The 25,469-nt window shown below is 44.6% G+C and carries 21 protein-coding genes; 11 read left to right on the top strand and 10 right to left on the bottom strand.

Annotation, left to right across the window (positions count from 1 at the left end):
• The first annotated feature begins 250 nt into the window (after positions 1-250).
• From ispB to IX95_RS21750, 7 genes are all read left to right on the top strand, one after another.
• The gene (gene ispB, locus IX95_RS21780) at positions 251-1,222 is read left to right on the top strand and encodes an octaprenyl diphosphate synthase (protein WP_006958205.1); all 972 of its coding nucleotides are present in this window, start codon (positions 251-253) and stop codon (positions 1,220-1,222) included.
• A 372-nt stretch (positions 1,223-1,594) separates the two neighbouring features.
• Entirely contained in the window at positions 1,595-3,349 is a 1,755-nt protein-coding gene (locus IX95_RS21775; RefSeq protein WP_038164005.1) for a lysophospholipid acyltransferase family protein, read from the top strand.
• A 267-nt stretch (positions 3,350-3,616) separates the two neighbouring features.
• Positions 3,617-4,693, top strand: a complete 1,077-nt coding sequence (locus IX95_RS21770) for a TRAP transporter substrate-binding protein (protein ID WP_413788328.1) — start codon at positions 3,617-3,619, stop codon at positions 4,691-4,693.
• Between the two features lie 500 nt (positions 4,694-5,193).
• On the top strand, positions 5,194-7,146 hold the full coding sequence (locus IX95_RS21765; RefSeq protein ID WP_038164001.1) for a PTS mannitol transporter subunit IICBA: 1,953 nt from the start codon (positions 5,194-5,196) through the stop codon (positions 7,144-7,146).
• 112 nt (positions 7,147-7,258) lie between these two features.
• Positions 7,259-8,407, top strand: coding sequence for a mannitol-1-phosphate 5-dehydrogenase (locus IX95_RS21760; RefSeq protein ID WP_038163999.1), 1,149 nt, complete (start codon positions 7,259-7,261; stop codon positions 8,405-8,407).
• A 52-nt stretch (positions 8,408-8,459) separates the two neighbouring features.
• A complete protein-coding gene (locus IX95_RS21755) occupies positions 8,460-8,990 on the top strand; it encodes an MltR family transcriptional regulator (protein ID WP_006958215.1) in 531 nt (176 codons plus the stop codon).
• A 37-nt stretch (positions 8,991-9,027) separates the two neighbouring features.
• A complete protein-coding gene (locus IX95_RS21750; protein WP_038163997.1) occupies positions 9,028-9,672 on the top strand; it encodes an HAD family hydrolase in 645 nt (214 codons plus the stop codon).
• 57 nt (positions 9,673-9,729) lie between these two features.
• Here the strand turns inward: IX95_RS21750 and glmS are convergent, their stop codons facing one another.
• Together glmS and IX95_RS21740 are read right to left on the bottom strand one after the other, a co-directional pair.
• Positions 9,730-11,562, bottom strand: coding sequence for a glutamine--fructose-6-phosphate transaminase (isomerizing) (glmS, locus tag IX95_RS21745; protein ID WP_038163994.1), 1,833 nt, complete (start codon positions 11,560-11,562; stop codon positions 9,730-9,732).
• A 110-nt stretch (positions 11,563-11,672) separates the two neighbouring features.
• Positions 11,673-12,434 (bottom strand): DeoR/GlpR family DNA-binding transcription regulator, encoded by a 762-nt coding sequence (locus IX95_RS21740; RefSeq protein ID WP_038163992.1) that lies wholly within the window; start codon positions 12,432-12,434, stop codon positions 11,673-11,675.
• 432 nt (positions 12,435-12,866) lie between these two features.
• On the opposite strand from IX95_RS21740, the gene pykF reads away from it, so the two are divergent.
• Both pykF and IX95_RS21730 read left to right on the top strand, forming a co-directional pair.
• A complete protein-coding gene (gene pykF / locus IX95_RS21735; RefSeq protein ID WP_006958219.1) occupies positions 12,867-14,279 on the top strand; it encodes a pyruvate kinase PykF in 1,413 nt (470 codons plus the stop codon).
• Between the two features lie 166 nt (positions 14,280-14,445).
• The gene (locus IX95_RS21730) at positions 14,446-15,105 is read left to right on the top strand and encodes a GntR family transcriptional regulator (protein WP_021456707.1); all 660 of its coding nucleotides are present in this window, start codon (positions 14,446-14,448) and stop codon (positions 15,103-15,105) included.
• A gap of 38 nt (positions 15,106-15,143) precedes the next feature.
• Here IX95_RS21730 and IX95_RS21725 read toward each other — a convergent pair whose 3' ends face one another.
• The 3 genes from IX95_RS21725 to IX95_RS21715 all read right to left on the bottom strand — a co-directional run bounded on the left by IX95_RS21725 (position 15,144) and on the right by IX95_RS21715 (position 18,846).
• Positions 15,144-17,030: a sensor domain-containing diguanylate cyclase gene (locus IX95_RS21725; protein WP_038163989.1), complete on the bottom strand. Its 1,887-nt coding sequence runs from the start codon at positions 17,028-17,030 to the stop codon at positions 15,144-15,146.
• A 130-nt stretch (positions 17,031-17,160) separates the two neighbouring features.
• On the bottom strand, positions 17,161-17,853 hold the full coding sequence (locus IX95_RS21720) for an oxidative stress defense protein (RefSeq protein ID WP_019277484.1): 693 nt from the start codon (positions 17,851-17,853) through the stop codon (positions 17,161-17,163).
• A gap of 96 nt (positions 17,854-17,949) precedes the next feature.
• Entirely contained in the window at positions 17,950-18,846 is an 897-nt protein-coding gene (locus tag IX95_RS21715; protein WP_038163986.1) for a LysR family transcriptional regulator ArgP, read from the bottom strand.
• Between the two features lie 112 nt (positions 18,847-18,958).
• On the opposite strand from IX95_RS21715, the gene IX95_RS21710 reads away from it, so the two are divergent.
• On the top strand, positions 18,959-19,588 hold the full coding sequence (locus IX95_RS21710) for a LysE/ArgO family amino acid transporter (RefSeq protein WP_038163984.1): 630 nt from the start codon (positions 18,959-18,961) through the stop codon (positions 19,586-19,588).
• 4 nt (positions 19,589-19,592) lie between these two features.
• Positions 19,593-20,075 carry a YbaK/EbsC family protein gene (locus tag IX95_RS21705; protein WP_038163982.1) on the top strand — a complete coding sequence of 161 codons (483 nt, stop codon included), beginning with the start codon at positions 19,593-19,595 and terminating at the stop codon, positions 20,073-20,075.
• Positions 20,076-20,104: 29 nt separating this feature from the next.
• Here IX95_RS21705 and mscS read toward each other — a convergent pair whose 3' ends face one another.
• From mscS to IX95_RS21680, 5 genes are all read right to left on the bottom strand, one after another.
• Positions 20,105-20,971 (bottom strand): small-conductance mechanosensitive channel MscS, encoded by an 867-nt coding sequence (gene mscS / locus IX95_RS21700; protein ID WP_021456715.1) that lies wholly within the window; start codon positions 20,969-20,971, stop codon positions 20,105-20,107.
• Between the two features lie 342 nt (positions 20,972-21,313).
• The gene (gene fbaA / locus IX95_RS21695) at positions 21,314-22,390 is read right to left on the bottom strand and encodes a class II fructose-bisphosphate aldolase (protein ID WP_019277480.1); all 1,077 of its coding nucleotides are present in this window, start codon (positions 22,388-22,390) and stop codon (positions 21,314-21,316) included.
• Positions 22,391-22,544: 154 nt separating this feature from the next.
• On the bottom strand, positions 22,545-23,705 hold the full coding sequence (locus tag IX95_RS21690; protein ID WP_038163979.1) for a phosphoglycerate kinase: 1,161 nt from the start codon (positions 23,703-23,705) through the stop codon (positions 22,545-22,547).
• A gap of 179 nt (positions 23,706-23,884) precedes the next feature.
• Positions 23,885-24,919, bottom strand: coding sequence for an erythrose-4-phosphate dehydrogenase (gene epd / locus IX95_RS21685; protein ID WP_006958238.1), 1,035 nt, complete (start codon positions 24,917-24,919; stop codon positions 23,885-23,887).
• A 133-nt stretch (positions 24,920-25,052) separates the two neighbouring features.
• Positions 25,053-25,469, bottom strand: a 417-nt coding sequence (locus tag IX95_RS21680; protein WP_038163978.1) for a transketolase-like TK C-terminal-containing protein, incomplete at its 5' end; no start/stop codon positions are given.

The raw sequence follows: 25,469 nt of genomic DNA, 5'->3' as shown, positions 1-25,469 counted from the left end.
CAGCCTTATGCTTATTTAATGAGCATCATGGGTGTGCGCTAAACTAATCATCAATAGGGCGCAGATTCTACAGAAGAGATGTCCCTATGACAAGCCATATTTTGAAAAAATTGGCGAAAAGCTAATCGCCAGATAAAAGTGCGGCAATCATGCCCTTTAGCCATGTATTAATCAACGTTTTTTAGTGTATTATTCAGTAATTAAATCAGATAAGAAGACCTTACTAGTTCTAACTTCAGCCGGATTTACAATGGATTTTAAAGCTATCCAAGCGCTAACTGCCGATGACATGGCAAAAGTGAATGAAACAATTCATGCTCAACTCAACTCAGACGTATCTTTAATCAACCAATTAGGTTTTTACATCATTAGTGGTGGTGGTAAGCGCATACGTCCCCTTTTAGCTGTGCTGTCAGCTCGTGCTCTGGGCTACCAGGGTCAGGCGCACACCACAGCAGCAGCGTTTATTGAATTTATTCACACAGCTACACTGCTACACGATGATGTTGTCGACGAATCCGATATGCGTCGCGGAAAAGCAACCGCCAATGCCGCTTTTGGTAATGCGGCCAGCGTATTGGTTGGTGACTTTATCTATACGCGCTCTTTTCAGATGATGACAGAGCTAGGATCCATGAAGATCCTTAAATTGATGAGTGATGCGGTCAACATCATCGCTGAAGGTGAAGTTCAACAGTTAATGAACTGTAATGACCCAGATACCACTGAAGAAAGCTACATGCAGGTTATCTACTCTAAGACTGCACGTCTGTTCGAGGCCGCTACTCAAATTGGCGCTATTCTTAATGATGCTCCATCGGAAGTAGAAACCGCTCTGCAAAACTATGGTAAATATTTGGGTACCGCATTCCAGTTGATCGATGATGTCATGGACTACACATCTGATGGCGATGAAATGGGTAAAAATGTAGGTGATGATCTTGCAGAAGGTAAACCAACGCTGCCGCTGCTCTATGCGATGCAACATGGCACACCCGAGCAAACCCAGATGATTCGTGAGGCGATTGAAAAAGCCAACGGTATGGAGAAGCTCGATTCCATTATGGAAGCCATGGAGCAGACAGGTTCTTTAGAATATACCCGCCAAAAAGCGTATCAAGAAGCGGATAAAGCAATTGCAGAATTATCTGTCCTCAGCGAGTCTCCTTATAAGGAAGCTCTCGTAACACTGGCACATATGTCAGTACATCGCTCGAAATAACTTCATATGTAACAACGGGAACCCTAAAGTTCCCGTTGATTCCAGCCCAGCAAATCGAAGGTCTATTGACTCTGCTATTACTAACTCCGAGCTAAGTCTGATGCCGCACTTTTGTTAGTAATAAGTCTTCCCCGCTCTTTCAACCTAGCAGTAAATGACCAACACGGGCAAGCATTCCGTACATTTTGCGACCAATCGTATTGTTCGTTCAAGCAAGTTGCCACTGTTACACCCGAAATTAGCAACACGCTGCCATTTATTATTGGATCACGAAAGCGTCATCGCTCGTTCATAAATCTCTCACTCCACTGACCTCAAACTGCAATCAAACCGACCTAATCTCGGTTTGAAAATCGTAGAACCGAGGACAATATGGAAGTTTCGAGCCCTTTTCGTTTACCACGTAAGACACCTTTTGGTTTAGGAGAAAACTTAGCCGAGTGGGCCACTGGTCTGCATAAGCTTGACCAATATTACGCGCGAAGGCCAGCAGGCTGTGATAGCAAAGCATTTCTTCGATTTACTCTAGAGATCCTCGGTATTGATTATAAGGTAGTCAAAGGCTCCTTGACGCATATTCCCACCCAAGGGGCAACAGTGGTCGTCGCCAATCATCCTCTTGGTTGCGTAGAGGGTGTGATCCTGGCAGAGCTACTGCTGCATATCAGAGGCGATGTACAGATATTGGCAAACCAGTATTTAAAAACCGTCCCCGAGCTGGATAAGCTGTTTATCGGTGTCGATGTATTTGAAGGCCAGAACGCCCACAAAGCGAACCTCAAAGCGCTTCGCCAAGCACATCATCATTTAGATCAAGGTGGGCTATTGCTCCTTTTCCCTGCAGGGGAAGTCTCCCAACTAATTGATCGTAAGACTCAACGAATCGAAGATAAAGAATGGAGCCGTTCGGTGAGCAGCTTAGTGCGTAAGGCCAAAGCGAATACCATACCAATGTTTATCGATGGTCAAAACTCCAAGCGCTTCTATATGGCTGGCAAAGTGCACCCTCTACTAAGAACCTTGATGCTTGGCCGCGAGCTCCTCAATAAAAATCAGCGGCCGATCAATATATCTATCGGTTCAGCAATCAAATTTAAGGAAGTGAACGGCCTAACAGACACGCAAATTGTTAACTACCTTCGCCTTAATACCTACCTATTACAAAACAAAACGTTAAGCAGTGGACACACAGAAAAATTGGAGTCTAACCCTTTACCTGTCGCACATGCTTTACCTGTTCAAGATCTTAAAATGGATCTTACCAAGCTACCAGCTGAGCATCACTTATTGACCAGTGGTGAGTTTGACGTCTATTGCACCGACGCCGAGCATATTCCTTCATTACTGCATGAAATAGGCAGGCTGAGAGAGAATAACTTTCGCAAAGTGGGTGAAGGTACAGGCCTCGCTTTAGACATCGACGAATTTGATCGTTACTACAAGCATTTGTTTATCTGGGACAGAGATAATGAATGCCTAGTTGGCGCCTATCGTCTTGGGTTAATCGATAAGCTTATGCAGAACAAGGGGCTGTCCGGCCTTTATTCGAGAACCCTTTTTCATTATGGCGAAGACTTTCTCAACACCATGGGCAAATCGATTGAAATGGGTCGCTCGGTGATTGATGAACGTTATCAGAAAAGTATGGGCGCTCTGCTATTGCTCTGGAAAGGGATCGCCACTTTCGTCCACCGCAACCCAAGCTATACGCATTTGTTTGGCCCTGTCAGTATCAGTAACGATTACAGTGAGCAAGCAAGACAACTGCTTGCCGATACCATGACTCTCCATCATTACGACTCAGAGAAAGCCGAATATGTGACACCATCGAACCCTCTGCCAGTTCAACCTAAAAATTGGAATACTAGCATGCTGACCGCGTTGGGCGATCTCCAGCTATTGTCGCGAGTGATTGCTCGTATTGATGACGGCAAAGGGGTTCCCGTATTGTTGCGTCAATATTTGGGCCTGAATGGTAAATTAGTGTCGTTCAATGTCGATCCTTCTTTTAACAATGCATTAGATGGGTTGATCATGGTTGATCTTCAGCAAGTACCGGTCAAAACACTAGCCCGTTACATGGGCACTTCTCAAGCCCAGCAGTACCTAGCGCATCACACCCCTTAACTTGGTTGAACAACAACGAAAATGCTGCGTGACTTACGCAGCACTTTTGCTATCCAGAGAATTCACTTGATTTAAAATAAATTTCAAAGCGATCTTTCACACCGTAACTCAGTAACAAAGCAACAATCTTTCATAGCTGCTAAAAAGCCGACTTTTATATCGATTGACCAAGATTATACCAATCAAAAATCCATTGACGGAACTATCATCTAACTGAAATCTAGGGGTAACGATAATCACAATAACAAGGAAGTAACCTCCATCATGATGCCATCTCATAAAACCATTCGCTCTACAGTTACTGGCGCCATCGCGTTGCTATTAGGTTTAGCGTCTGTCACCAGTTTCGCCGCAGAAAAAGTCTATCGACTCAAGCTAGCTGAAACTTGGGGGCCAAATACTCCAATTCTAGGTGATGCCACGAAGAACATGGCTCAGTTAGCAGAGGAGATGTCTAACGGACGCCTTAAGATTCGCATAGACTCTGCCAATAAACACAAAGCGCCATTGGGCATTTTCGATATGGTCAAGTCAGGTCAGTACGACCTTGGGCACTCCAGTTCGTATTATTGGAAAGGTAAAGTACCTAACACACTGTATTTCTCTTCCATGCCCTTCGGGATGATCACGACCGAGCAATACGCTTGGTTTTATCGTGGTGGTGGTATGGAGTTGATGGAAAAAGTCTATGCACCGCATAACTTACTTTCCTTCCCTGGTGGCAACTCCGATATTCAGATGGGCGGCTGGTTTAAAAAAGAGATCAATTCCGTTGAAGACCTAAAAGGTTTAAAAATTCGCATTCCTGGATTTGCCGGTGAAGTGATGGCCAAGGTTGGAGCAAAACCAACCAACATAGCTCCTGGCGAACTGTATACCTCACTTGAACGAGGCACAATTGATGCGCTTGAATGGGTAGGCCCTGCTTTCGATTTGCGTATGGGCTTTCAAAAAATCGCCCCCTACTATTACACAGCGTGGCACGAGCCTGGCTCTGAAACTCAATTCCTAGTCAATAAAAAAACGTGGGACAGACTACCTAAAGATCTTCAATCGATCCTAGAAACAGCATTCAGGGTAGCGGCATTTGATATGTACACACAGGCACTCGATGCTAATGCCAACAGCTGGGCGAGCATGAGCGCTGAATATCCCAACATTAAAGTTCGAGATTTTCCACCGGAAGTGCTCAGCGCAATGCAAACCGCGACTCAAGAACTGTTAGAAGAGCTAGCGAACAAAGATGAACTAGCAAAGGAGATCATCAGCTCTCAGAAACAGTACCTGACTAAGGTGCGTGCTTGGACCAATATTTCTTCCAAAGCTTATCTAGATAGCAATTAAGCCTTTTATGGGTGGTAAAATGTGCTTGCCACCCATTTGAAAGCACATCAAAAACCTGCCGTTTTCCTCTAGAACTTACTGTTGCTTTATTTCACCAAAGCAACAATGAGATCTTTATCACATTAAAAGTAAAGATCACCCACCCTATCAATCAGATATAGATCACAAAAATATAATACTCGATAATTAAATTCCAATAATTGGTGACCCAGGTCACACAAACCTAACCAATAAAAAATAATAAAACGTGATTATGATCATGTGATTTTTATTGACATATGAATTATTGACAATTTGTATGAAAATTACACGCCAATTACTTGATAGAGATCGCCATAAGAAAGCGTTATTGGTAGGATTGTTTGCATGATGTCACAAAAAACCCGTCGTCAGTTCCAAAATGAATTTGTGTGGTAAATTGATTGGGTACTAAGCAATCAAGCGGTTTTGGCGAACCGTACTACTACAATATTCATCAGAACATCGAACGGGGAACTGTCATGATATCACCAGACGCTAAGATCAAGATACAAAATTTTGGTCGTTTTCTGTCTAATATGGTAATGCCCAATATCGGCGCGTTTATCGCGTGGGGTTTTATTACTGCTCTATTCATTCCAACAGGCTGGCTACCCAACGAGACGTTAGCGTCTATGGTCGGCCCAATGATTACCTACCTATTACCACTGTTAATCGGTTATACCGGCGGTAAACTTGTCGGTGGCGAACGCGGTGCGGTTGTCGGTGCAATCACCACTATGGGTGTGATTGTGGGTACCGATATACCTATGTTCATGGGTGCCATGATGGTCGGTCCGCTAGGTGGATGGGCAATCAAAAAATTCGATAACTACATCGACGGCAAAGTGAAAAGTGGCTTTGAGATGTTGGTCAACAACTTCTCAGCAGGCATTATTGGTATGCTTGGCGCAATGCTTGCGTTCATGTTCATTGGACCATTTGTTAAAGTACTTTCTGGTGGTCTCGCCGCTGGGGTTAATTTCCTAGTTTCAGCACACCTACTTCCTTTAACCTCTATTTTTGTAGAACCTGCTAAGATCCTGTTCCTAAACAACGCGATCAACCACGGTATATTTTCTCCACTCGGGATCCAACAAGCTTCAGAAATGGGTCAATCGATCTTCTTTCTTATTGAAGCAAACCCAGGGCCGGGGCTGGGCATCCTCTTAGCTTACATGGTGTTTGGTAAAGGAACGGCTCGTCAAACCGCAGGTGGGGCTTCTATCATCCACTTCTTCGGTGGCATTCACGAAATCTACTTCCCATATATTCTGATGAATCCACGCTTGATCCTTGCGGCAATCGCGGGTGGTATGACAGGCGTATTTGTTCTCGTCATGTTTAACGCGGGTATTGTTTCTCCAGCATCACCAGGTTCAATTTTCGCTATCTTACTCATGACTCAAAAAGCATCTATTGTCGGGGTTCTTGCGTCTATTGCTGCTGCAACAGGTGTTTCGTTTACGGTTGCTGCTTTGCTGATGAAAACCCAATCCACTTCAGAAGAAGATGGGGATGAAGCTGCACTTGAAAAAGCAACATCACAAATGAAAGACATGAAGTCGGCCACCAAGTCAAACAGTGCAGTAAGTGCTCAAAACAAAGGCAACATAGACTTAGCGGATGTTAAAAGCATTATCGTAGCCTGTGATGCGGGGATGGGTTCCAGCGCAATGGGTGCCAGTATGCTACGTAAAAAGGTACAAGATGCAGGTCTAAGTATCAGCGTAAACAATCTTGCGATCAACAACTTAACAGAGAGTGCCGATATCGTGATTACTCATAAAGATTTAACGGATCGTGCTCGCAAGCATGCGCCTGACGCTCAGCATATTTCGCTGACTAATTTCTTAGATAGCGAAATGTACAACCAACTGGTCACTAAGCTACTTGCAGCGCAGAAAAGCCAAGCTGCGAATGACGAGCAAGCAGTCAAAGTTTCTCTGATGGCAGCCAATGATGACACATTTGAACCTCAGCCAAAATCCGTTTTCCAAATCACCCCAGAAAACATTCATTTAGGGCTGAACGCGACGAACAAAGAAGAAGCTATTCGCTTTGCTGGCAATAAACTGGTCGAGATGGGCTACGCCGAACCTGAATACGTAGACGCAATGTTTGAGCGAGAAAAACTCGTTCCGACCTACTTAGGTGAATCTATCGCAGTTCCACACGGCACCATTGAAGCCAAGGATAAAGTTAAGAAGACCGGCATAGTTATTTGTCAGTACCCATCTGGCATCCAGTTTACCGACGATCAAGACGATGTAGCCAAGCTTGTCATTGGCATAGCCGCCAAAAATGACGAACACATTCAGGTCATTACCACCATTACTAACGCACTCGACGAGCCAGAGGCCATTGATAAGCTAACGAGTACCAAAGATGTTGCGGAAATTCTCAGCATCCTTGGTAATCCGCAAGCCGCTTAATCACCTCTTTAACAACTTTGCTCCTGAGAGCAAACGAGGTCAACTGCCCCCTATACGGTTGACCTCACCCTAGAGTCGTTAGTTTTATTCAATTGAAATTGGTAGGTAAATTATGAAGAATGCTGTTCATTTTGGCGCAGGTAATATTGGCAGAGGATTCATCGGAAAACTCTTAGCGGACGCAGAAGTAAACGTCACATTCGCAGACGTTGATGCCCCACTTGTCGATCAACTTAGCCACAAGCAGGAATACAAAGTTAAAGTCGTTGGTACTCAATGTCAGATTGATACAGTTAGCCACGTCACCGCTGTAAACTCCGCTAGCGAAGATGTGATTGACCGAATTGTGAAAACAGATTTGGTCACCACAGCAGTTGGTCCAAATGTTCTCGACATTATCGCGAAGACAATAGCTACAGGTATTGCCAAAAGATTTTCGGCAGGAAACAACGCACCTCTCAACATTATTGCTTGTGAAAATATGGTTCGTGGCACCACTCACTTGAAAGGTGAAGTGTACAAGCATCTAGAGAGTTCATTGCATCCTAAAGCCGACCTACTTGTAGGTTTTGTAGATTCGGCAGTTGATCGTATTGTCCCACCAGCAGAAGCCGCGAATGATGACCCACTGGAAGTCACGGTAGAGAGCTTCAGCGAATGGATTGTGGACCAACAACAGTTCAAAGGTGAAATCCCAGACATTAATGGGATGGAGAAGACCGATAATTTAATGGCTTTTGTAGAACGTAAGCTGTTCACCCTAAACACGGGGCACTGCATCACCGCCTATCTGGGCTGTTTAAAAGGTCATCAAACGATTCGTCAGGCGATAGAAGATCCTGAGATACAAACCGATGTAAGACAAGCAATGGAAGAAAGTGGAGAAGTTCTGATTCAACGTTATGGTTTTGACCGCCAATTGCACGCGGCATACATAGATAAAATTCTCAGTCGATTTGCTAACCCTTATCTTGTTGATGAAGTCGATCGTGTTGGTCGCCAACCCATTCGCAAATTGGGAGTAAACGATAGATTAATCAAACCATTACTCGGTACAATCGAGTATGGCACTGAAAACAGAACACTTTTAAAAGGAATTGCAGCCGCATTAAAATACCGCTGTAGTGAAGACCCTCAGGCTATCGAGCTACAAAACTCACTAATAGAGAATGGTGTGAGTAAAACCCTCGCTTGCTACACAGGCTTGAGTGAAGACAGTGAAGAAGTTGCTCAAATTGAGTCGATTTTCAACACCTTATAACAACATGTAGGGGAGCTATCCTCCCCTTATTAAACGATATTTAGTTCAGTATATGGCAGACAAAATAAATGAAACCGACATTATAGAGCGATTAAACAACGCACCTTCGGTTCGCGGCTTTTTTATTGCTGCTGTTGATGTGTTTAATGACTCGATTGATGCGTTGATGCAGCGCATTTTCCAGAAAGATAACTTTGCGGTTCAATCTGTTGTCGGTCCACTGCTTCATGATTCAGGCCCACTGGGTGACTTATCAGTGCGTCTTAAACTCTTGTTTGGTTTAGGGGTACTACCCAACGATGTTTATCACGACATCGAAGATATCATCAAAATCAAAAACATCTTAAACAGCGATGTGACCGATTATGAGTTTACCGACCCCAATATCTTAGACCCTATAAAGAAGCTTAATCTGGTCAAAAAAATGGGCATGGTACATATGGAAGTCATGGAACCGGATGATGATATCGATCTCGAGTTTTATCAATTACAACTGAAACGCCAGCAACAAATAATCAAGTCTGGGCTCTCTCTCGCAATCGTTGAAATATGCAATGAACTAGGTAAAGAGAGCCCATTCTAATCATTCCGTGAGACCCACACTATAGAAAGAATCTCATATGCTCAAAGCTGTACTCTTCGATATGGATGGCCTTATTTTTGACAGTGAGTCTATTTATAAACAAAGCTGGCAATTCGCGGCTCTGGAGCAAGGGCTATCAATACCTGATGACTTTTATCAGCAGTTTATTGGTGTACAAGATCCGGAATGCGAACAACAGCTTGTAGACTACTTTCAAAGCGCTATAGATATACATCGCTATCGAAGTATTCGAGACCAGCACTACCATAACCTGAGATCTCACGGTATTCCTCTCAAACCAGGCTTTGAAGCACTCCTTACTGCTATAAAACAACGCGGTCTACTCACGGCTATCGTTACCTCTTCGCAACGTTCAGATGTCGAACATAACTTTCGGACAAGTAACTATTTAGCGCAATTTGATCTCATTATTAGCGCTGAAGATGTCACGCTCGGCAAACCTAATCCCGACTGTTATAAGATGGCTTATCGCCAGCTAGAGGTTGATGCAAAACAATGCCTAGTATTGGAAGATTCGAACAACGGAATCAAAGCTGCCTTAGCAGCAGAGTGCCACGCGGTGATGATTCCTGATCTTCTGCCACCTCTTCGTGAGTTGAAAAGCAAGATAACCGTCTTAAATCAACTGGACGAAGTGATTCCATTGCTGGATAACATGTAAACAGATTAAAACTAAAAAACCGAGGCAATGCCCCGGTTTTCATTTGTCTAACTGAAGTTACTCTACCGTTACCGCTTTGGCTAAGTTACGTGGCTGATCTACGTCCGTACCTTTGATGAGTGCAACATAGTAAGACAGTAGCTGCATCGGAATCGTATAGTAGATAGGTGCAGTGATATCACTTACGTGAGGCATCGTGATGATCTTCATGGTTTCATCAGCTTCAAAGCCCGCCTCTGCATCAGCGAAGACATACAGCAAGCCACCACGCGCACGCACTTCTTCAATGTTCGACTTAAGTTTTTCAAGCAGTTCATTACTCGGTGCGACGACAACCACTGGCATATCAGCATCAATCAGCGCAAGAGGACCATGCTTCAATTCACCCGCAGCATAAGCTTCTGCGTGAATGTAAGATATCTCTTTCAGCTTCAACGAAGCTTCCATAGCAATCGGGTAAAATTCACCGCGGCCAAGGAACAAGGTGTGGTGTTTATCAGCAAAATCTTCCGCTAGGGCTTCAATATCTTTCTCAAACGATAGTGCAGAGTTGATCTGTTTTGGCAATGTATGCAGTGCTTCAACGATCTCTTTTTCTTTCTCTTTGCTTACACGGTTTTGCTGCTTACCAAGTGCCGTCACTAGCATTAGCAGTGCTGAAAGCTGAGTTGTGAAGGCTTTAGTTGATGCAACGCCGATTTCGACGCCAGCACGTGTCATGAAAGCAAAATCAGACTCACGAACTAACGAAGAGCCTGCAACGTTACAAATCGTCATTGCCGCCATGTAGCCTTTCTCTTTAGCAAGGCGAAGCGCTGCCAAAGTATCAGCCGTTTCACCTGATTGAGATAAAGTGATCAGCAGGCTATTTGGACGAGTCACAAATTTGCGGTATCGGAACTCAGACGCAATTTCCACATCACAACTCACGCCTGCAATATCTTCAAACCAGTAGCGCGCAGTCATTCCCGCATTATAGGACGTGCCGCAGGCGACGATCTGTACATGCTCTACTTTACTCAAGATTTCTGCCGCATTAACACCAATAGCTTCGGTGACGACTGAATCCGATGTTAGGCGTCCTTCCATTGTGTTAATTAAAGCCGTTGGTTGTTCGTAGATTTCTTTTTGCATGAAGTGACGGTACTTACCTTTATCACCCGCATCGTGCTCTGCATTTGACTCAATGATTTCACGCTCAACACGTTCACCAGAAAGATCAAACACGTTCACTTCACGACGAGTAATTTCAGCCACATCGCCTTCTTCCAGGTACATAAAGCGACGGGTCACATTTAGCAATGCAAGCTGATCTGAAGCGAGGAAGTTTTCACCGACACCGAAACCAATAACGATCGGGCTTCCAGAGCGAGCAACAACAATGCGTGAAGGATCTTTGCGATCAACAGCAACTGTACCGTAAGCGCCTTCAAGTTGCTTGGCTGTTTTCTGAACCGCCTCAAGTAATGAGTCAGCAGTGCGTAGCTCCCACTCAACCATATGAGCAATGACTTCAGTGTCCGTTTGGGAGTCAAATACATAGCCACGAGACTTTAGCAGCTCACGCAGCTCTTCGTGATTTTCAATGATGCCATTATGCACAACAGCAATATCACCTGACATGTGCGGGTGCGCGTTAGCCTCTGAAGGCTCACCGTGGGTTGCCCAACGCGTGTGTGCGATACCTGTCCCACCGACCACTTCTGCTGCGTCCACAGCGTCCGCCAGTTCCTGAACTTTACCCAGACGACGAAGGCGAGTCAGATTAGAATCACCATCAACTACAGCAACACCTGCAGAGTCATAACCACGGTATTCAAGGCGGCGTAAGCCTTCCACCAGAATTTCAGCCACATCTCGTTGTGCTACTGCACCGACGATTCCACACATATTTGTATCTCCGTTTTGGTATCCCTTCCTCATCCGAGGTACGCAATCTAGACAGCAAGCAAAAAAGCCAAATTGACGGGATTAAATTGATTACATTGTTTTAAATAGCTTTATACGCAAATAACTTTCACATCATGAGATTCAATTTGCTGTTTGAGCTCAGGATTCAAGTCTTTGTTAGTAATTAAGATATCGATGGAACTCCAAGCCAGTTCGAGATTTGGAATCTTACGACCAATTTTTTCAGATTCGACCATCACAATGACTTCACGTGACACTTCAGCCATCACTTTACTTAGGCCGACCAATTCATTAAATGTTGTCGTACCTCGCTCTAAGTCAACGCCATCAGCACCAATAAATAGCTGGTCAAAGTCATATGAGCGTAGTACCGACTCAGCCACTTGTCCTTGAAAAGACTCAGAATGAGCATCCCAAGTCCCGCCCGTCATCAATAACGTAGGCTCACTTTCAAGCTCATTAAGCGCGTTCGCCACATTGAGTGAGTTGGTCATCACAACCAAACCACGCATACCATCCAGTTGCTTGATCAATGAAGCGGTTGTGCTGCCACTGTCGATCACAATGCGATTGTGCTCGCGGATCAGCTTGGCGGCCGCTTGGGCGAGTTCATTCTTACGAATCGAAACATTTTCGCTCAATTCATCGCTGACGACTTCTTTTGGTAATGCGATAGCACCACCATAGCGACGCAATAATTGGCCATTTTTCTCCAAAGAGGCGAGATCCTTTCGAATTGTGACTTCAGAAGTCTCAAATTGGAGAGACAAAGCCTCAACACTGACCTCACCTTTTTCATTTACCAAATTAGAAATTGCGTGTCTTCTTAGTTGCGTGTTTCGTTTCGACATCTTAATTTCATTCAATAAGTTTCGTTGTGAAAGAAATTATAGTCAAACCGAAACTTTAAAGTCCATTTATTTCGAACCAAAAAATAAAAAATAGCGGCAAAACCTTGTCCTAAGACAATTCTTAAACAGTGATATTGGCGTGAATCAGTGGTAGAATTCGCCACCGAAAAGAAAAAAAATTACAGAATTGACCGTTATTTTTTTGCAACTAACCGCATATATCCTAGGTTAGTCACAGAAATGCTGAGTATTATCCAGACAGTTTGGTCATAAAATGACTAAACTTGTTGAAAGACTTTCAGTTCTGAAGTCGACGACAACATTGATGTTCTCTTGTATATAGAAGGCACGAAATGCCAGGCGGGAACCCTCGACTTCAGCGAGATAAATGACTTTCAGATTGTAACTATTATTGACCGGAGAATATCTTCCATGAAAAAGACCAAAATCGTATGTACGATTGGCCCTAAAACTGAATCTGTAGAGAAGCTAACTGAACTCGTAAATGCAGGCATGAACGTAATGCGCCTAAACTTCTCTCACGGTGACTACCAAGAGCACGGCACTCGTATTGCGAACTTCCGTAAAGTAATGGAAGAGTCTGGTAAGCAACTGGCTATCCTTTTAGATACTAAAGGTCCAGAGATCCGTACTATCAAGCTAGAAAATGGCGACGATGTTGATCTGGTTGCTGGTCAGGAGTTCACTTTCACAACTGACACTTCAGTTGTGGGCGACAAAGACAAAGTAGCGGTAACTTACGCAGGTTTCGCAGCAGACCTTAACGTTGGTAACACTATCCTAGTGGACGACGGTCTGATCGAAATGGAAGTACTTGCTACTTCAGAAACTGAAGTGAAATGTAAGGTACTGAACAACGGCGCACTAGGCGAAAACAAAGGTGTTAACCTACCTGGCGTTTCAGTAAACCTACCTGCTCTATCCGAAAAAGATAAGAACGACCTTAAGTTTGGTTGTGAGCAAGGCGTTGACTTCGTTGCAGCCTCTTTCATCCGTAAAGCATCTGACGTGAAAGAAATTCGCGAAGTACTTGCGGCTAACGGCGGTGAAAACATCCACATCATCTCTAAGATCGAAAACCAAGAAGGTGTTGATAACTTCGATGAGATCCTAGAGCTGTCTGACGGTATCATGGTTGCTCGTGGTGACCTAGGTGTTGAAATCCCAGCGGAAGAAGTTATCTTCGCTCAGAAGATGATGATCGAGAAATGTAACCGTGCACGTAAGATGGTTATCACAGCAACTCAAATGCTTGATTCTATGATCAACAACCCACGTCCTACTCGTGCAGAAGCTGGTGACGTTGCGAACGCAGTGATGGACGGTACTGATGCTGTAATGCTTTCTGGTGAAACAGCTAAAGGTAAGTACCCAGTTGAAGCGGTAACTATCATGGCTCAAATCGCAAACCGCACAGATGCAGCACTAAAAGCTGAACTAGGTTCTCGCCTAGACAGCCCTCGTCTACGTATCACAGAAGCAGTATGTAAAGGTGCTGTAGACACAGCTGAAAAACTAGCGGCTCCACTGATCGTTGTTGCAACTGAAGGTGGTAAATCAGCTCGTTCAGTACGTAAGTACTTCCCAACAGCAAACATCCTTGCACTGACTAACAATGCAAAAACAGCAGCTCAGCTTGTGCTAACAAAAGGTGTTCGCCCTGTGTTGGTTGATTCAATCGACAGCACTGACGCATTCTACGTACTAGGTAAAGAGCTAGCACTTGAATCTGGTCTAGGCAACAAAGGTGACATCGTTGTTATGGTATCTGGCGCTCTAGTCGCTTCTGGTACAACAAACACAGCTTCTGTTCACGTTCTATAAGAACCGAATAAATATTCACTTTTTAAAGAGGGCTTCAGCCCTCTTTTTTTATCCCTTCCTCTTGTCTCACTATTTGGTACGCTGTATTATCAACCAAAGTATTGCGTACCATTAAATTCACGCCCGTTTTATATAACGCTGTATTTATGCATATGAGGAAAGGATAGTGTCTAGCCCAACGTTGACTGACAAAGTCTCGAAAATGATCTACCAAGACATCTTAAGCGGAGAGCTCAAACCGAGTCAAAAGCTAGTAGTTGCAGATCTAAAAAGCCGATACCACGTAGGGGCCTCACCAATCAGAGAAGCACTAGTGCAACTCTCATGGACGAAGTATGTCAGTTTAGAACCACAAAAAGGCTGTTGGGTATCCCCAGTATGCGTCGAAGAACTGGAAGATCTCTATGAGAGCTTACGTACTGTTGCAGCCGTACTACTAAAAAAGTCGATCAAATCTGGCGGCGAAGATTGGGAGTTGGAAGTACTCACCTCATTCCACAAACTGTCACGTATCAACCTGACTAACGACAATTTTGACTGGAAAGAGTGGGAAGAGCGCCAGCACCAATTCCACATCGCACTATTAGAAGGTTCTAACTCTAGGAATATGTTTGAATTCTTCACTGATTTGATCAATCAAATCAAACGCTATCGCTATTTTGCAAGACACAACGGCTTAGACCCACGCCAATTTGAAATTGATGAATATGAGAAGATCATGAAGCTGGTCCTGGCGAAAGACACCGACGAAGCAGCCGAAGAGTTTGATCGTCATCTGCATCGCTCGATGGAACAAATCCAAATCACCATTGAGCAGGCCGCATAAATAGATACATAAAAAAATCGAGCTTAGGCTCGATTTTTTTAGGCAATTTCATCACAACTCTGACAAACCGAGACTCGGTTGCGTCCCAACGTTTTCGACTCGTACAAGGCAATGTCTGCACACTTGTAGCAACGCGTGCTATTCGAAGTTAAATCGGTCAAGCCCACACTCACCGTAATAGGAACATCCGCTGCCATTTCAACCGCGATTCGCACCCGATTTAGCGCTTGTTCTGCTTCTTCAATACTGGTGTGCGGCATAATAATCGCAAACTCCTCACCACCAATACGGGCGATAAAATCTGTCTCGCGCAACGCCTCAGTAATAATGGCACCTACTCGACTAATAACTCTGTCACCTTCATCATGACCCAGTTCATCATTTACCCGCTTGAAGAAATCAATATCAAGCAGCGCAAGGCAAGTGTCATGCCTCTCAGGATAACGCCCACTCAATTTAGCACTGTAGCGCAGTTCCAGTTCAAACTTGCGTCGGTTCCACAACTGCGTCAGCTCATCTTTTTCACTTAAAATTCTCAGTCGCTCTTCCAGCTCTTTACGTTCAGAGATATCCACCAGCGACGTGATGTAATAACTGACTTTCCGCCCCTTAGCCAACACGCATTGCACACGCATAATCGCGGTGACCTTAGTGTGAGTTTTCTGATTATGGATGGTTATCTCACCTTCCCAGATCTGATTGGACGACAGAGCCTCAAACAGTTGTAAGGTCGTCGCAAACTGTTCTTCGCCCACCAATGCTTTGATCATGTTCTGAGATGCAATGTCTTTCTGGCGATAACCAGTGAGTCTCTCAAACTCATCATTTACTAAAACTGCTTGATGCTTTTTATCCGAAATAACCACCGCGGACATACCGCTTAACGCTGCTCTTGCAAGTTGACTCTCTAAACTTCGCTTGCGGTAGTACACAACCCCGCTAGTCGCTGGAACGGTGAAAGCTAGTACCATCAGTAAGACGATTGAAGCTTCTTTAAGTAGTATTTGATAATCTCGCTCAGAACGTACTTTCAGTTCTTCCTGACTAAGATCGATAACCAAATAGAGCTTTTGCCGACCTTCCATATAGATCTGATTGAACACAATCAGATGATCTTTTTCTAAATGGTAGCCCGACTTCTGATCTTGCATGATCTGCCAAGTTTCTGGGTAGTAGCGCGCTAGGTTATGTTGGCTGCGGCTCGCTAGCAGGTGGCCAAACAATTTACTCGGATCATCACTGATCATGTAAAAGCCCGTTTCACCAACCAATTCTGGGCGAAATGATTTGTCGGGGGAATAATTAAGACAGGAGGTCAGATACCAAATATCAATATTGAGTATTAAATAACCGGCACGCTGGCCTTGTACTTCAACGGGAGTAATTAAGCGCAGTGCAGGTTTATATGGAAATACCAGCTCACCGTTTTCCATTTCAAGATCTATACCCCACGCACCGATTTGTTCATCTCGAAGCAGTTTGGCGTAGCGGAAATAGCCGCGATGAGATTTATCCTGCAATTGTTCTGCCATCTGAACACGATTACCACTCAGCAGATAGTTGAGACGCAACTGTTCTTTACCCGCGTTATCAATAAAGCGAATCTGGCTATACCATTTCTGATTGATGGCCATTGAAGACCACACTTCCTCAACAACCTCACGATTTTCAGCGCTGGGAGAAAGAATATAATCGTAAAGGCTTCGGCTGTGGGAAAGTAATTCGATGATAGAAACAAGCTGGCTACGAACACTCTGGTATTCACGTTCACTGTAAGCGAGTTGATGCATGGCCTGCTTGGCCGTTGACTCTACCGTTTCTTCTTCAAGGTTCTGGTACTGCTGAGCATAGTAAGCAAACGCGATCGACACCAACACCACTGTGGTAATACACAAGTGCCAAAAGATGTTTTTTCGTTGTCTCACTGCCACGGCTCCCAAATCGAAGGCGGGGCAGTATATCACCGAATAAAAAAGTGGTTAAGAATAACCCTAGGGGCAATTGATAATTTTATAAAAACGCCTTAGTTACAACTAAAAAAGGCGCTCTTTATGGTTAATCTAACTGGTAAATGACGTCAACTCGATCACGTATCACGATTGTCGAGTCCTGATAGGTGTTGGATTCCGTTTTTGCATCCATCGCCATTGAACGCATCAGTACCGGTTGGCTGCTCGGCATATTGTAATCAATTCTCCAGACACCATTGATGTCTTTACCAAAACCAGAGGCTAGTGACTCTGCTTTACTATTGGCATCCTTGATGGCAGCTTGGCGTGCTTGCTCCTGATATTTAGCCTGATCTTTCACTTTAAGCTGAATGTTTTCGACCTGGTTGATGCCCGAATTCAGTGCAATATCCAGATACTGATTCAAGTTCGCCAATTCATCGACAGTAACATTAACGGTGCGAGAAGCACGGTAACCCACTAGCTCAGGTTTACCATTTTTCGGGTAATGGTATTGAGGAGAGATATAAAGATTGGAACTAGTGATGTTGTCAGCACTCATTCCCTGCTCTTTCAGTTCAGTCAGAAAGTCTGTCACTACTTTGTCGACTGTCTGCTTGGCTTGTTCTGCCGTCATGGTGGTTTCGACTACACGAACCGTAAACTTCGCCATATCAGGCTTTGCGACAACTTCACCATATCCGGTCGTAGCTAGGTGTGGGAAGCTAGGCGTATCAGCGTATGCACCAATACTGACCAGGCCTGAAACGGCAATTGCCAGGCTAGAAACTATCTTCATTATTGTTCACCTTATTTAACTAATCACATACATCATAGCGTTTAGATGCTGCATGAGGAGTCTAGTTCGATGTTCTGACAGAACTTTAACCAAGTGCTAGCTCGACAGCACATTTCTCGCATAATTAACAATGGATTGAGTCACTTCTTCCAATACGCCCGATTCGAGTTGCCAGTGATGCCAATAGATGCGGTATGAGCTCAAGAACCCGGGCAAGATGTCGACTAAACTCCCTTGCGCTAACTCTTTTTGAATCTGAAAGCTTGGGATCAAACAATACGCGACTCCTGCTAGAGCCATTTTGACAAACGCTTCAGAACTGGCGACGCGGTGAGTCCGGACATTATCTGGCAAGATATTAAAATGCTCTTTTAAAAACAGCTGATGTTGATCGTCATGCTGATCGTACGCCACTGCTGGGGCCTGAAGTAGAGATTCATAGTTCACGCCATTGGGGAAATAACGCTCGACGAATTGCAGGTTTGCCACGCAAACATAGTCAACTCTTCCTAAATAGTCCGCCTGACAGCCGGGAATAGGCCGAGATTCTAGGCTAATCGCACCGGTCACCTCGCCACTTTTGAGCTTCTCTATTGCCCTGACTTCATTCAGTACCGCCAGTCTCAGCTCAATGTTCCGTGTTGTCAGTACCTGCTGTAAGGAGGGCAACAGCCAAGTCGCCAAGCTATCGGCATTGGTGGCGATAGAAATCGCCAGCGGGCGCTCTGAATCACTATTGGTTAATTCAGGCACCAGCTCACTTTCTAGTAATTGCACCCTGTGGTAAAGGCCCAGCAGCTTTTTACCCACCATGGTCGCTCTAGGTGGTTGCTCGCGAACAAGCACGGGCTGAGCGAGAAACTTTTCCAACTGCTTTATACGTTGCGAAACCGCAGACTGCGAGATGTAGAGCGCCTCAGCTGCACGTTCAAAGCTGCCTTGAGTCACGACTGACTCCAAAGCCTCTATCCATTTGTAATCCAACCCACGCATAGCGCCACCAAAATAAGCAAAACTGATAATAGATTAAAATCATTAATTATACTTATCAAGATACTGACTCTATTCTCAACGCTCATATTCGCAATTCACTGGAGAGAAAAACGTGAATCTATGGGTGTTATTACAGGGCTTTGGGCTGGGTGCCAGCATGATTATTCCGATTGGGGCGCAAAATGCCTATGTTCTCAACCAAGGTATTAAGAGAAACCATCACTTGACGACCGCCACCATCTGTAGCGTTCTCGATGTCATTTTTATCTCGCTAGGCATATTTGGTGGTGGTGCAGTCTTGTCACAAAATGAAACCCTGCTCACGGTTGTCACTTTAGGCGGTATTGCCTTTCTGACCTTCTATGGCTTACTGTCACTCAAAAGCGCCGTGCAAACGAATAAGGCGTCTGAGTCCAAGCGTCAAGTCGTAGAACGTGGTCGTCGAGCTGTGATTCTCGGGGCTCTGGCAGTTACCGTGCTTAACCCTCACCTCTACCTTGATACTGTGGTGATCCTCGGCTCCATTGGCGGACAGTTTGAAGGACAAGATCGAATTTCGTTTGCATTAGGTACGATCATGGCCTCTTTTGTTTGGTTCTACACCTTGTCGATCGGTGCTGCGAAGCTTGGTCCAACCTTATCAAGACCAAGAGTAAAACAAGGGATTGATATTGCGGTCGCTATAATGATGTTCACGATTGCCTTGATGCTAATAAGCGAACTGGTAAATAAACACGGATAATTACATGGAACAACTAGAGCAAATCTATCAGTACAACCTAGACCTTCTTCAACAGCTTGAAGTGAGTTTTGAAGAATGGCGCCATGAGCCCATTCTCGATTTCGCCACTGATGTGCGTGTCGCTGAACAACTTGGTTGGACAGGTACCCATAGCAAGAGTCTGTTTCTGAAATTGAAAGGGGGTGGGCATGCGCTGTATCTGACCCACAAAGATGCACGCCTTGATAGTAAGGCCATGAAGCAAGTGCTGGGGAAACGACCTTCCATTTGCAGCGATGAAGAAATGATAGCGCTATTAGGCTGTGTTCCAGGCGCTGTTTGTCCTTTCGGTATACCTGAACATATTGAGATTGTCGTGGATAGTACCTTATACCAGCATTCGGAAATCCTCTACACACCCGGTCACCCTGAACTGACCATAGGCATTGCAGGCTCTTCCTTGCCCAAACTATTGCAAGCTATTCCCAACTCGGTAATTGAGATGTAAAAAAGCGAGGCTAGGCCTCGCTTTTCCGATCAGGATTCAACCTTGTTGAGGTGAACATCCATTTGCGGGAACGGAATTTCAATGCCTTCATTATCTAAGCCTTCTTTAATCGCTTGCATTAGATCGAAGTACACTCCCCAGTAATCAGATGTCTTAACCCACGGGCGAACTACAAAATTAACTGAAGAATCTGCCAGCGTATGCACGCCGACCTGAACAGCTGGATCTTTAAGGATACGCTCATCAGATTCACAGATCTTGGTTAAAAGCGCTTTGGTTTTCTGCAGATCCGCACTGTAAGACACACCAATCATCAAATCGATGCGACGAGTTTCATGACGAGAATAATTCGTGATAGGGCCGCCGATAACGCTACCATTTGGCACGACAACCATCTTGTTATCCGGAGTCGTCAGAACCGTTTGGAAGATTTGGATAGACTCCACACTGCCTGCTACGCCACCAATTTCGACGTAATCGCCAGATTTAAACGGACGGAAAGCAACAATCAGCACGCCCGCTGCAAAGTTTGACAGTGACCCTTGCAACGCTAAACCAACCGCTAAGCCTGCCGCACCGATAACAGCCACAACAGACGCGGTTTGCACCCCAATCCGGCTCAATGCCGCAATCAGTACAATCACAAACAATAAGTAGCGTACTAAACCATGGATAAACTCAATAACCGCTTTATCCATATTTTTCTTTTTCAGCATCTTGGCAACACTGTTCGCCACCATCTTAACGAAGATGTTACCGATGAATAGAATTAGAATGGCTGAAAGGACATTCACACCATACTGGATCAACAAATCAGAATTATTGGTAATCCACGATTCAGCCTGCGCTAGGCCATCCACTAATGGAGTTTCAATCTCCACCGACTCTCCTGCCATAATGTATACCCTCTAAAATGTGTGGCGATCCTATAAATCACACGACTTTTTTATGATTGATAGACGATGTCGTCTCCATAGATAACCTGAAACTATGTCAGATTTTTGGCACGATATATCAATTTTGACGATTCATAAAGTGACGTTTATGCAAAGAACACAAAAACAAAGAGTTATCAGAAAAAACTGATATCGGCTCGTTACAGATTACGCAATGGTTTTCATTTTCGCCACCCTTTTAGGTGAGGAATAGCCCATTCATAAAACAAATACACCAGGCACAAAAAAACCCGCTTATTGAGCGGGTTTTGCAAACTTAACAGAGTACTGAATTCCGGAGAATTATAGAACGTCTACTGCGTTTAGGTCAGCGAACGCTTTCTCTAGGCGAGTTACCATTGAAGACTGACCTGCACGTAGCCATACACGTGGGTCGTAGTACTTCTTGTTTGGCGCATCTTCACCAGTTGGGTTACCGATTTGACCTTGTAGGTAATCATGGTTCTCAGCTTCATACTTACGGATACCATCCCAAGTTGCCCACTGAGTATCAGTATCGATGTTCATCTTGATAACACCGTAGCCGATAGACTCTTGGATTTCAGCTTCAGTAGAACCTGAACCACCGTGGAATACGAAGTTTAGAGCGTTAGGAGCGATACCGAACTTCTCAGCACAGTATGCTTGAGAATCACGTAGGATTGTTGGAGTTAGAACTACGTTACCTGGCTTGTATACACCGTGTACGTTACCGAAAGAAGCTGCGATAGTGAAACGATGTGAAACAGCGTTTAGTTTCTCGTATGCGTAAGCAACATCTTCAGGTGAAGTGTAAAGCTCAGAAGCGTCCATGTCAGAGTTATCAACGCCGTCTTCTTCACCACCAGTACAACCTAGTTCGATTTCTAGAGTCATGTCCATCTTAGCCATGCGCTCAAGGTACTTAGCACAGATTTCGATGTTTTCTTCTAGAGACTCTTCTGAAAGGTCGATCATGTGAGAAGAGAATAGTGGCTTACCAGTTTGTGCGAAGAACTCTTCACCAGCGTCTAGAAGACCGTCGATCCATGGTAGTAGTTTCTTAGCTGCGTGGTCAGTGTGTAGGATTACTGGAACACCGTAAGATTCAGCAACTGCGTGAACGTATTTAGCACCTGCTACAGCGCCAAGGATTTGTGCACCTTGACCTTCAAGTTTAATGCCTTTACCAGCGAAGAAAGCTGCGCCACCGTTAGAGAACTGAACAACAACTGGAGCTTTCACTTTAGCTGCTGCTTCAAGTACTGCGTTTACTGAGTCAGTACCTACAACGTTTACTGCCGGAAGAGCAAAGTTGTTCTCTTTTGCTACTTCAAAAACTTTCTGTACGTCATCACCAGAGATAACACCTGGTTTTACGAAATCGAAGATCTTAGACATGGATGTAATCCTATTTATCTGTCGTTTTAAAAATAAAACTTGTTAAGTTTAAATTCTTGCAAACGTTTGCTCACAACGTGCGTCATTCTAGCAAAGAACAATGTGACTTGCAGCAAACAACAAAGCGGGAGAATCATTCCCCGCTTTCGTTTAATTACTTAGCGCGCTCTTCAAGCATCGCAACTGCTGGTAGTACTTTACCTTCCACGAATTCAAGGAATGCACCGCCACCAGTAGAGATGTAAGATACGTCAGCTTTAATACCAAACTTATCGATAGCTGCTAGCGTGTCACCGCCACCTGCTACAGAGAAACCTGCAGACTGAGCGATTGCTTCAGAGATACCTTTTGTACCCGCTTCGAAGTTCTTGAACTCAAATACACCTACAGGACCGTTCCATAGGATAGTTTTCGCGTTGCCGATGATTTCAGCTAGAGCCGCTGTTGATTCTGGACCAAGGTCGAAGATCATGTCATCGTCAGCCACTTCTGAAACGTGCTTGATTTCAGCTTCTGCGTTTTCATCGAATGCTTTGGCACATGCAACGTCAGTCGCAACTGGGATAGAGCACTCTTTCATTAGCTTTTGAGCCGTTTCAACTAGGTCTGCTTCGTATAGAGACTTACCTACGTTGTGGCCATCTGCAGCGATAAATGTGTTCGCGATACCACCACCAACAACAAGTTGGTCAGCAACTTTAGATAGAGACTCTAGAACCGTTAGCTTAGTAGAAACTTTAGAACCACCAACGATAGCAACTAGTGGACGCTCTGGGTTGTCCATTGCTTTACCTAGTGCTTCCAGTTCAGCTGCTAGTAGAGGGCCAGCACACGCTACTGGCGCGTTCATACCAACACCGTGAGTAGATGCTTGTGCACGGTGAGCCGTACCAAATGCATCCATTACGAAGATGTCACAAAGTGCAGCGTATTTCTTAGATAGCTCTTCTTCATTCTTCTTCTCGCCTTTGTTAAACCGAACGTTTTCAAGAACAACTAGCTCACCTGTGTTTAGCTCTAGGCCATCTAGGTAATCTTTAGCTAGTTTAACTTCGCAATCTAGGGCGTCGTTTAGGTAGTTAACAACAGGTTGTAGAGAGAACTCTTCTGCGTATTCACCTTCAGTAGGACGACCTAGGTGAGAAGTAACCATAACTTTAGCACCAGCTTCTAGGCAGTGCTTGATAGTTGGTAGAGATGCTAGGATACGTGCATCAGAAGTTACTTTGCCTTCTTTTACAGGTACGTTTAGGTCCGCACGGATAAATACACGTTTACCTGCTAGATCCAGGTCAGTCATCTTGATTACAGACATGATGTGTCCTCTCAAATATTCAAAAAGTAAAGTTTTTAAGACCCGGCGACCCTGCCAAGCCCAATAATTCTTCAAACTGATTTAGATATGGAGTTTATCATTATTTATTTCAAGGCTAGAAATAAACATTTCTCCATCACCGCTAATCTGCATTTCCTCTAAAAAGTGGCATTGCAGCGTCAAACTTGACGGGGAGCGGCTTGCATTGCGAGTGCCGTATCTAACATACGATTCGCAAATCCCCATTCGTTATCACACCAAACCAACATCTTAACCAAATGGCCATTACTAACTCGGGTTTGCGTGCCATCGACGATCGCACTATGAGGATCATGATTAAAATCGATGGAAACGAGCGGAGCTTCAGTATAGTCAACAATGCCCTGTAATGTACACTGAGAAGCGTTAACAATGGTTTGATTTACGTCATTAACTTTCACATTTGTATTAATTGTGACGCTTAAATCCATGGCTGTGACGTTTACAGTAGGCACTCGTACTGAAATCGCTTCAAATTTGTTAGAAAATTTCGGGAAGATTCTTTCAATTCCCTTATGCAACTTAGTGTCTACAGGTATGATCGATTGGCTGGCTGCACGAGTACGTCTGAGATCAGAATGGTAGGCGTCGATGACCTGCTGATCATTCATCGAAGAATGGATAGTAGTGATAGTACCTGAATCGATACCAAAGGCTTCATCAAGAGCTTTGATAATAGGGACGATACAATTGGTCGTACACGAACCATTGGATACCACATTGTGATCTGCTGTTAGTGTATCGTGGTTAACGCCGTAGATAATGGTATTGTCGAGATCGCTGGCGCCCGGGTGAGAAAACAGGACTTTCTTCGCTCCCGCTTTGATGTGTTCTTGACCATCAGCTTGAGAGCCAAACACACCGGTACAGTCCAACACCAGATCCACTTCCAGATCTCGCCATGGTAGAAGATCGATTTCTGCCAGATGAAGAATACGGATGGAATCAAATTCTCCGCTCTCATGGTGAACGTAAATATGCTCCTGATCGTTAGTAATCTTCTTACCAAATCGACCGTGGCTAGTATCGTATTGAAGCAAGTGTGCCATCGCATCGGGCTGCGCCAGCTCATTAACGGCTACCACCTTGATATCTTGGCTTTTGCCACTTTCATATACTGCCCGCAAAACATTACGTCCAATACGTCCAAATCCGTTGATCGCAACTTTTAGCATGATTCCATCGCTCTACATCTTTTTCGTGTCACAAATACTACCTGATAGATTTATAAATCGCATCTAGTTCATCGTATCGGGTAAAAACAAAAAAGCCGAGTCACAAGGACCCGGCTTTCAAAGCAATTAACAATTAAGCTAAAAGCTCTTTCGCTGTGTTCACAACGTTTTCAGTTGTGAAGCCGAACATCTTGAATAGTTCACCAGCTGGTGCAGATTCACCGAAGGTGGTCATACCGATGATACGGCCGTCGAAACCAACGTACTTGTACCAGAAATCAGCAATACCTGCTTCTACCGCGATACGTGCCGTCACGTCAGATGGCAGAACCGCTTCACGGTAAGCTGCATCTTGCTTGTCGAATGCATCCGTTGATGGCATTGAAACAACACGTACTTGCTTGCCTTCAGCAGCTAGTTCAGCCGCAGCGTTAACCGCTAGCTCAACTTCAGAGCCGGTTGCGATAAGGATAAGCTCTGGCTTGCCTGCGCATTCTTTCAGGATGTAACCACCCTTAGCAATGTTCACTACTTGCTCAGCGTCACGCTC

The sequence above is a fragment of the Vibrio sp. B183 genome (genome assembly GCF_000740665.1).
Classification (GTDB): Bacteria; Pseudomonadota; Gammaproteobacteria; order Enterobacterales; family Vibrionaceae; genus Vibrio; species Vibrio coralliilyticus.
The sequence above is the reverse complement of the archived record's forward strand: the minus strand, read 5'-3'. Positions and strand labels throughout refer to the sequence as shown.

Coding starts and splice junctions, on each gene's coding strand:
- IX95_RS21740 (WP_038163992.1), bottom strand. CDS start 12,434: ATGTCGAAACGAAACACGCAACTAAGAAGACACGCAATTTCTAATTTG.
- IX95_RS21720 (WP_019277484.1), bottom strand. CDS start 17,853: ATGAAGATAGTTTCTAGCCTGGCAATTGCCGTTTCAGGCCTGGTCAGT.
- mscS (WP_021456715.1), bottom strand. CDS start 20,971: ATGGCAGGAGAGTCGGTGGAGATTGAAACTCCATTAGTGGATGGCCTA.
- IX95_RS21750 (WP_038163997.1), top strand. CDS start 9,028: ATGCTCAAAGCTGTACTCTTCGATATGGATGGCCTTATTTTTGACAGT.
- IX95_RS21760 (WP_038163999.1), top strand. CDS start 7,259: ATGAAGAATGCTGTTCATTTTGGCGCAGGTAATATTGGCAGAGGATTC.
- IX95_RS21715 (WP_038163986.1), bottom strand. CDS start 18,846: ATGCGTGGGTTGGATTACAAATGGATAGAGGCTTTGGAGTCAGTCGTG.
- fbaA (WP_019277480.1), bottom strand. CDS start 22,390: ATGTCTAAGATCTTCGATTTCGTAAAACCAGGTGTTATCTCTGGTGAT.
- IX95_RS21705 (WP_038163982.1), top strand. CDS start 19,593: ATGGAACAACTAGAGCAAATCTATCAGTACAACCTAGACCTTCTTCAA.
- IX95_RS21775 (WP_038164005.1), top strand. CDS start 1,595: ATGGAAGTTTCGAGCCCTTTTCGTTTACCACGTAAGACACCTTTTGGT.
- IX95_RS21765 (WP_038164001.1), top strand. CDS start 5,194: ATGATATCACCAGACGCTAAGATCAAGATACAAAATTTTGGTCGTTTT.
- epd (WP_006958238.1), bottom strand. CDS start 24,919: ATGCTAAAAGTTGCGATCAACGGATTTGGACGTATTGGACGTAATGTT.
- IX95_RS21690 (WP_038163979.1), bottom strand. CDS start 23,705: ATGTCTGTAATCAAGATGACTGACCTGGATCTAGCAGGTAAACGTGTA.
- ispB (WP_006958205.1), top strand. CDS start 251: ATGGATTTTAAAGCTATCCAAGCGCTAACTGCCGATGACATGGCAAAA.
- glmS (WP_038163994.1), bottom strand. CDS start 11,562: ATGTGTGGAATCGTCGGTGCAGTAGCACAACGAGATGTGGCTGAAATT.
- pykF (WP_006958219.1), top strand. CDS start 12,867: ATGAAAAAGACCAAAATCGTATGTACGATTGGCCCTAAAACTGAATCT.
- IX95_RS21770 (WP_413788328.1), top strand. CDS start 3,617: ATGCCATCTCATAAAACCATTCGCTCTACAGTTACTGGCGCCATCGCG.
- IX95_RS21755 (WP_006958215.1), top strand. CDS start 8,460: ATGGCAGACAAAATAAATGAAACCGACATTATAGAGCGATTAAACAAC.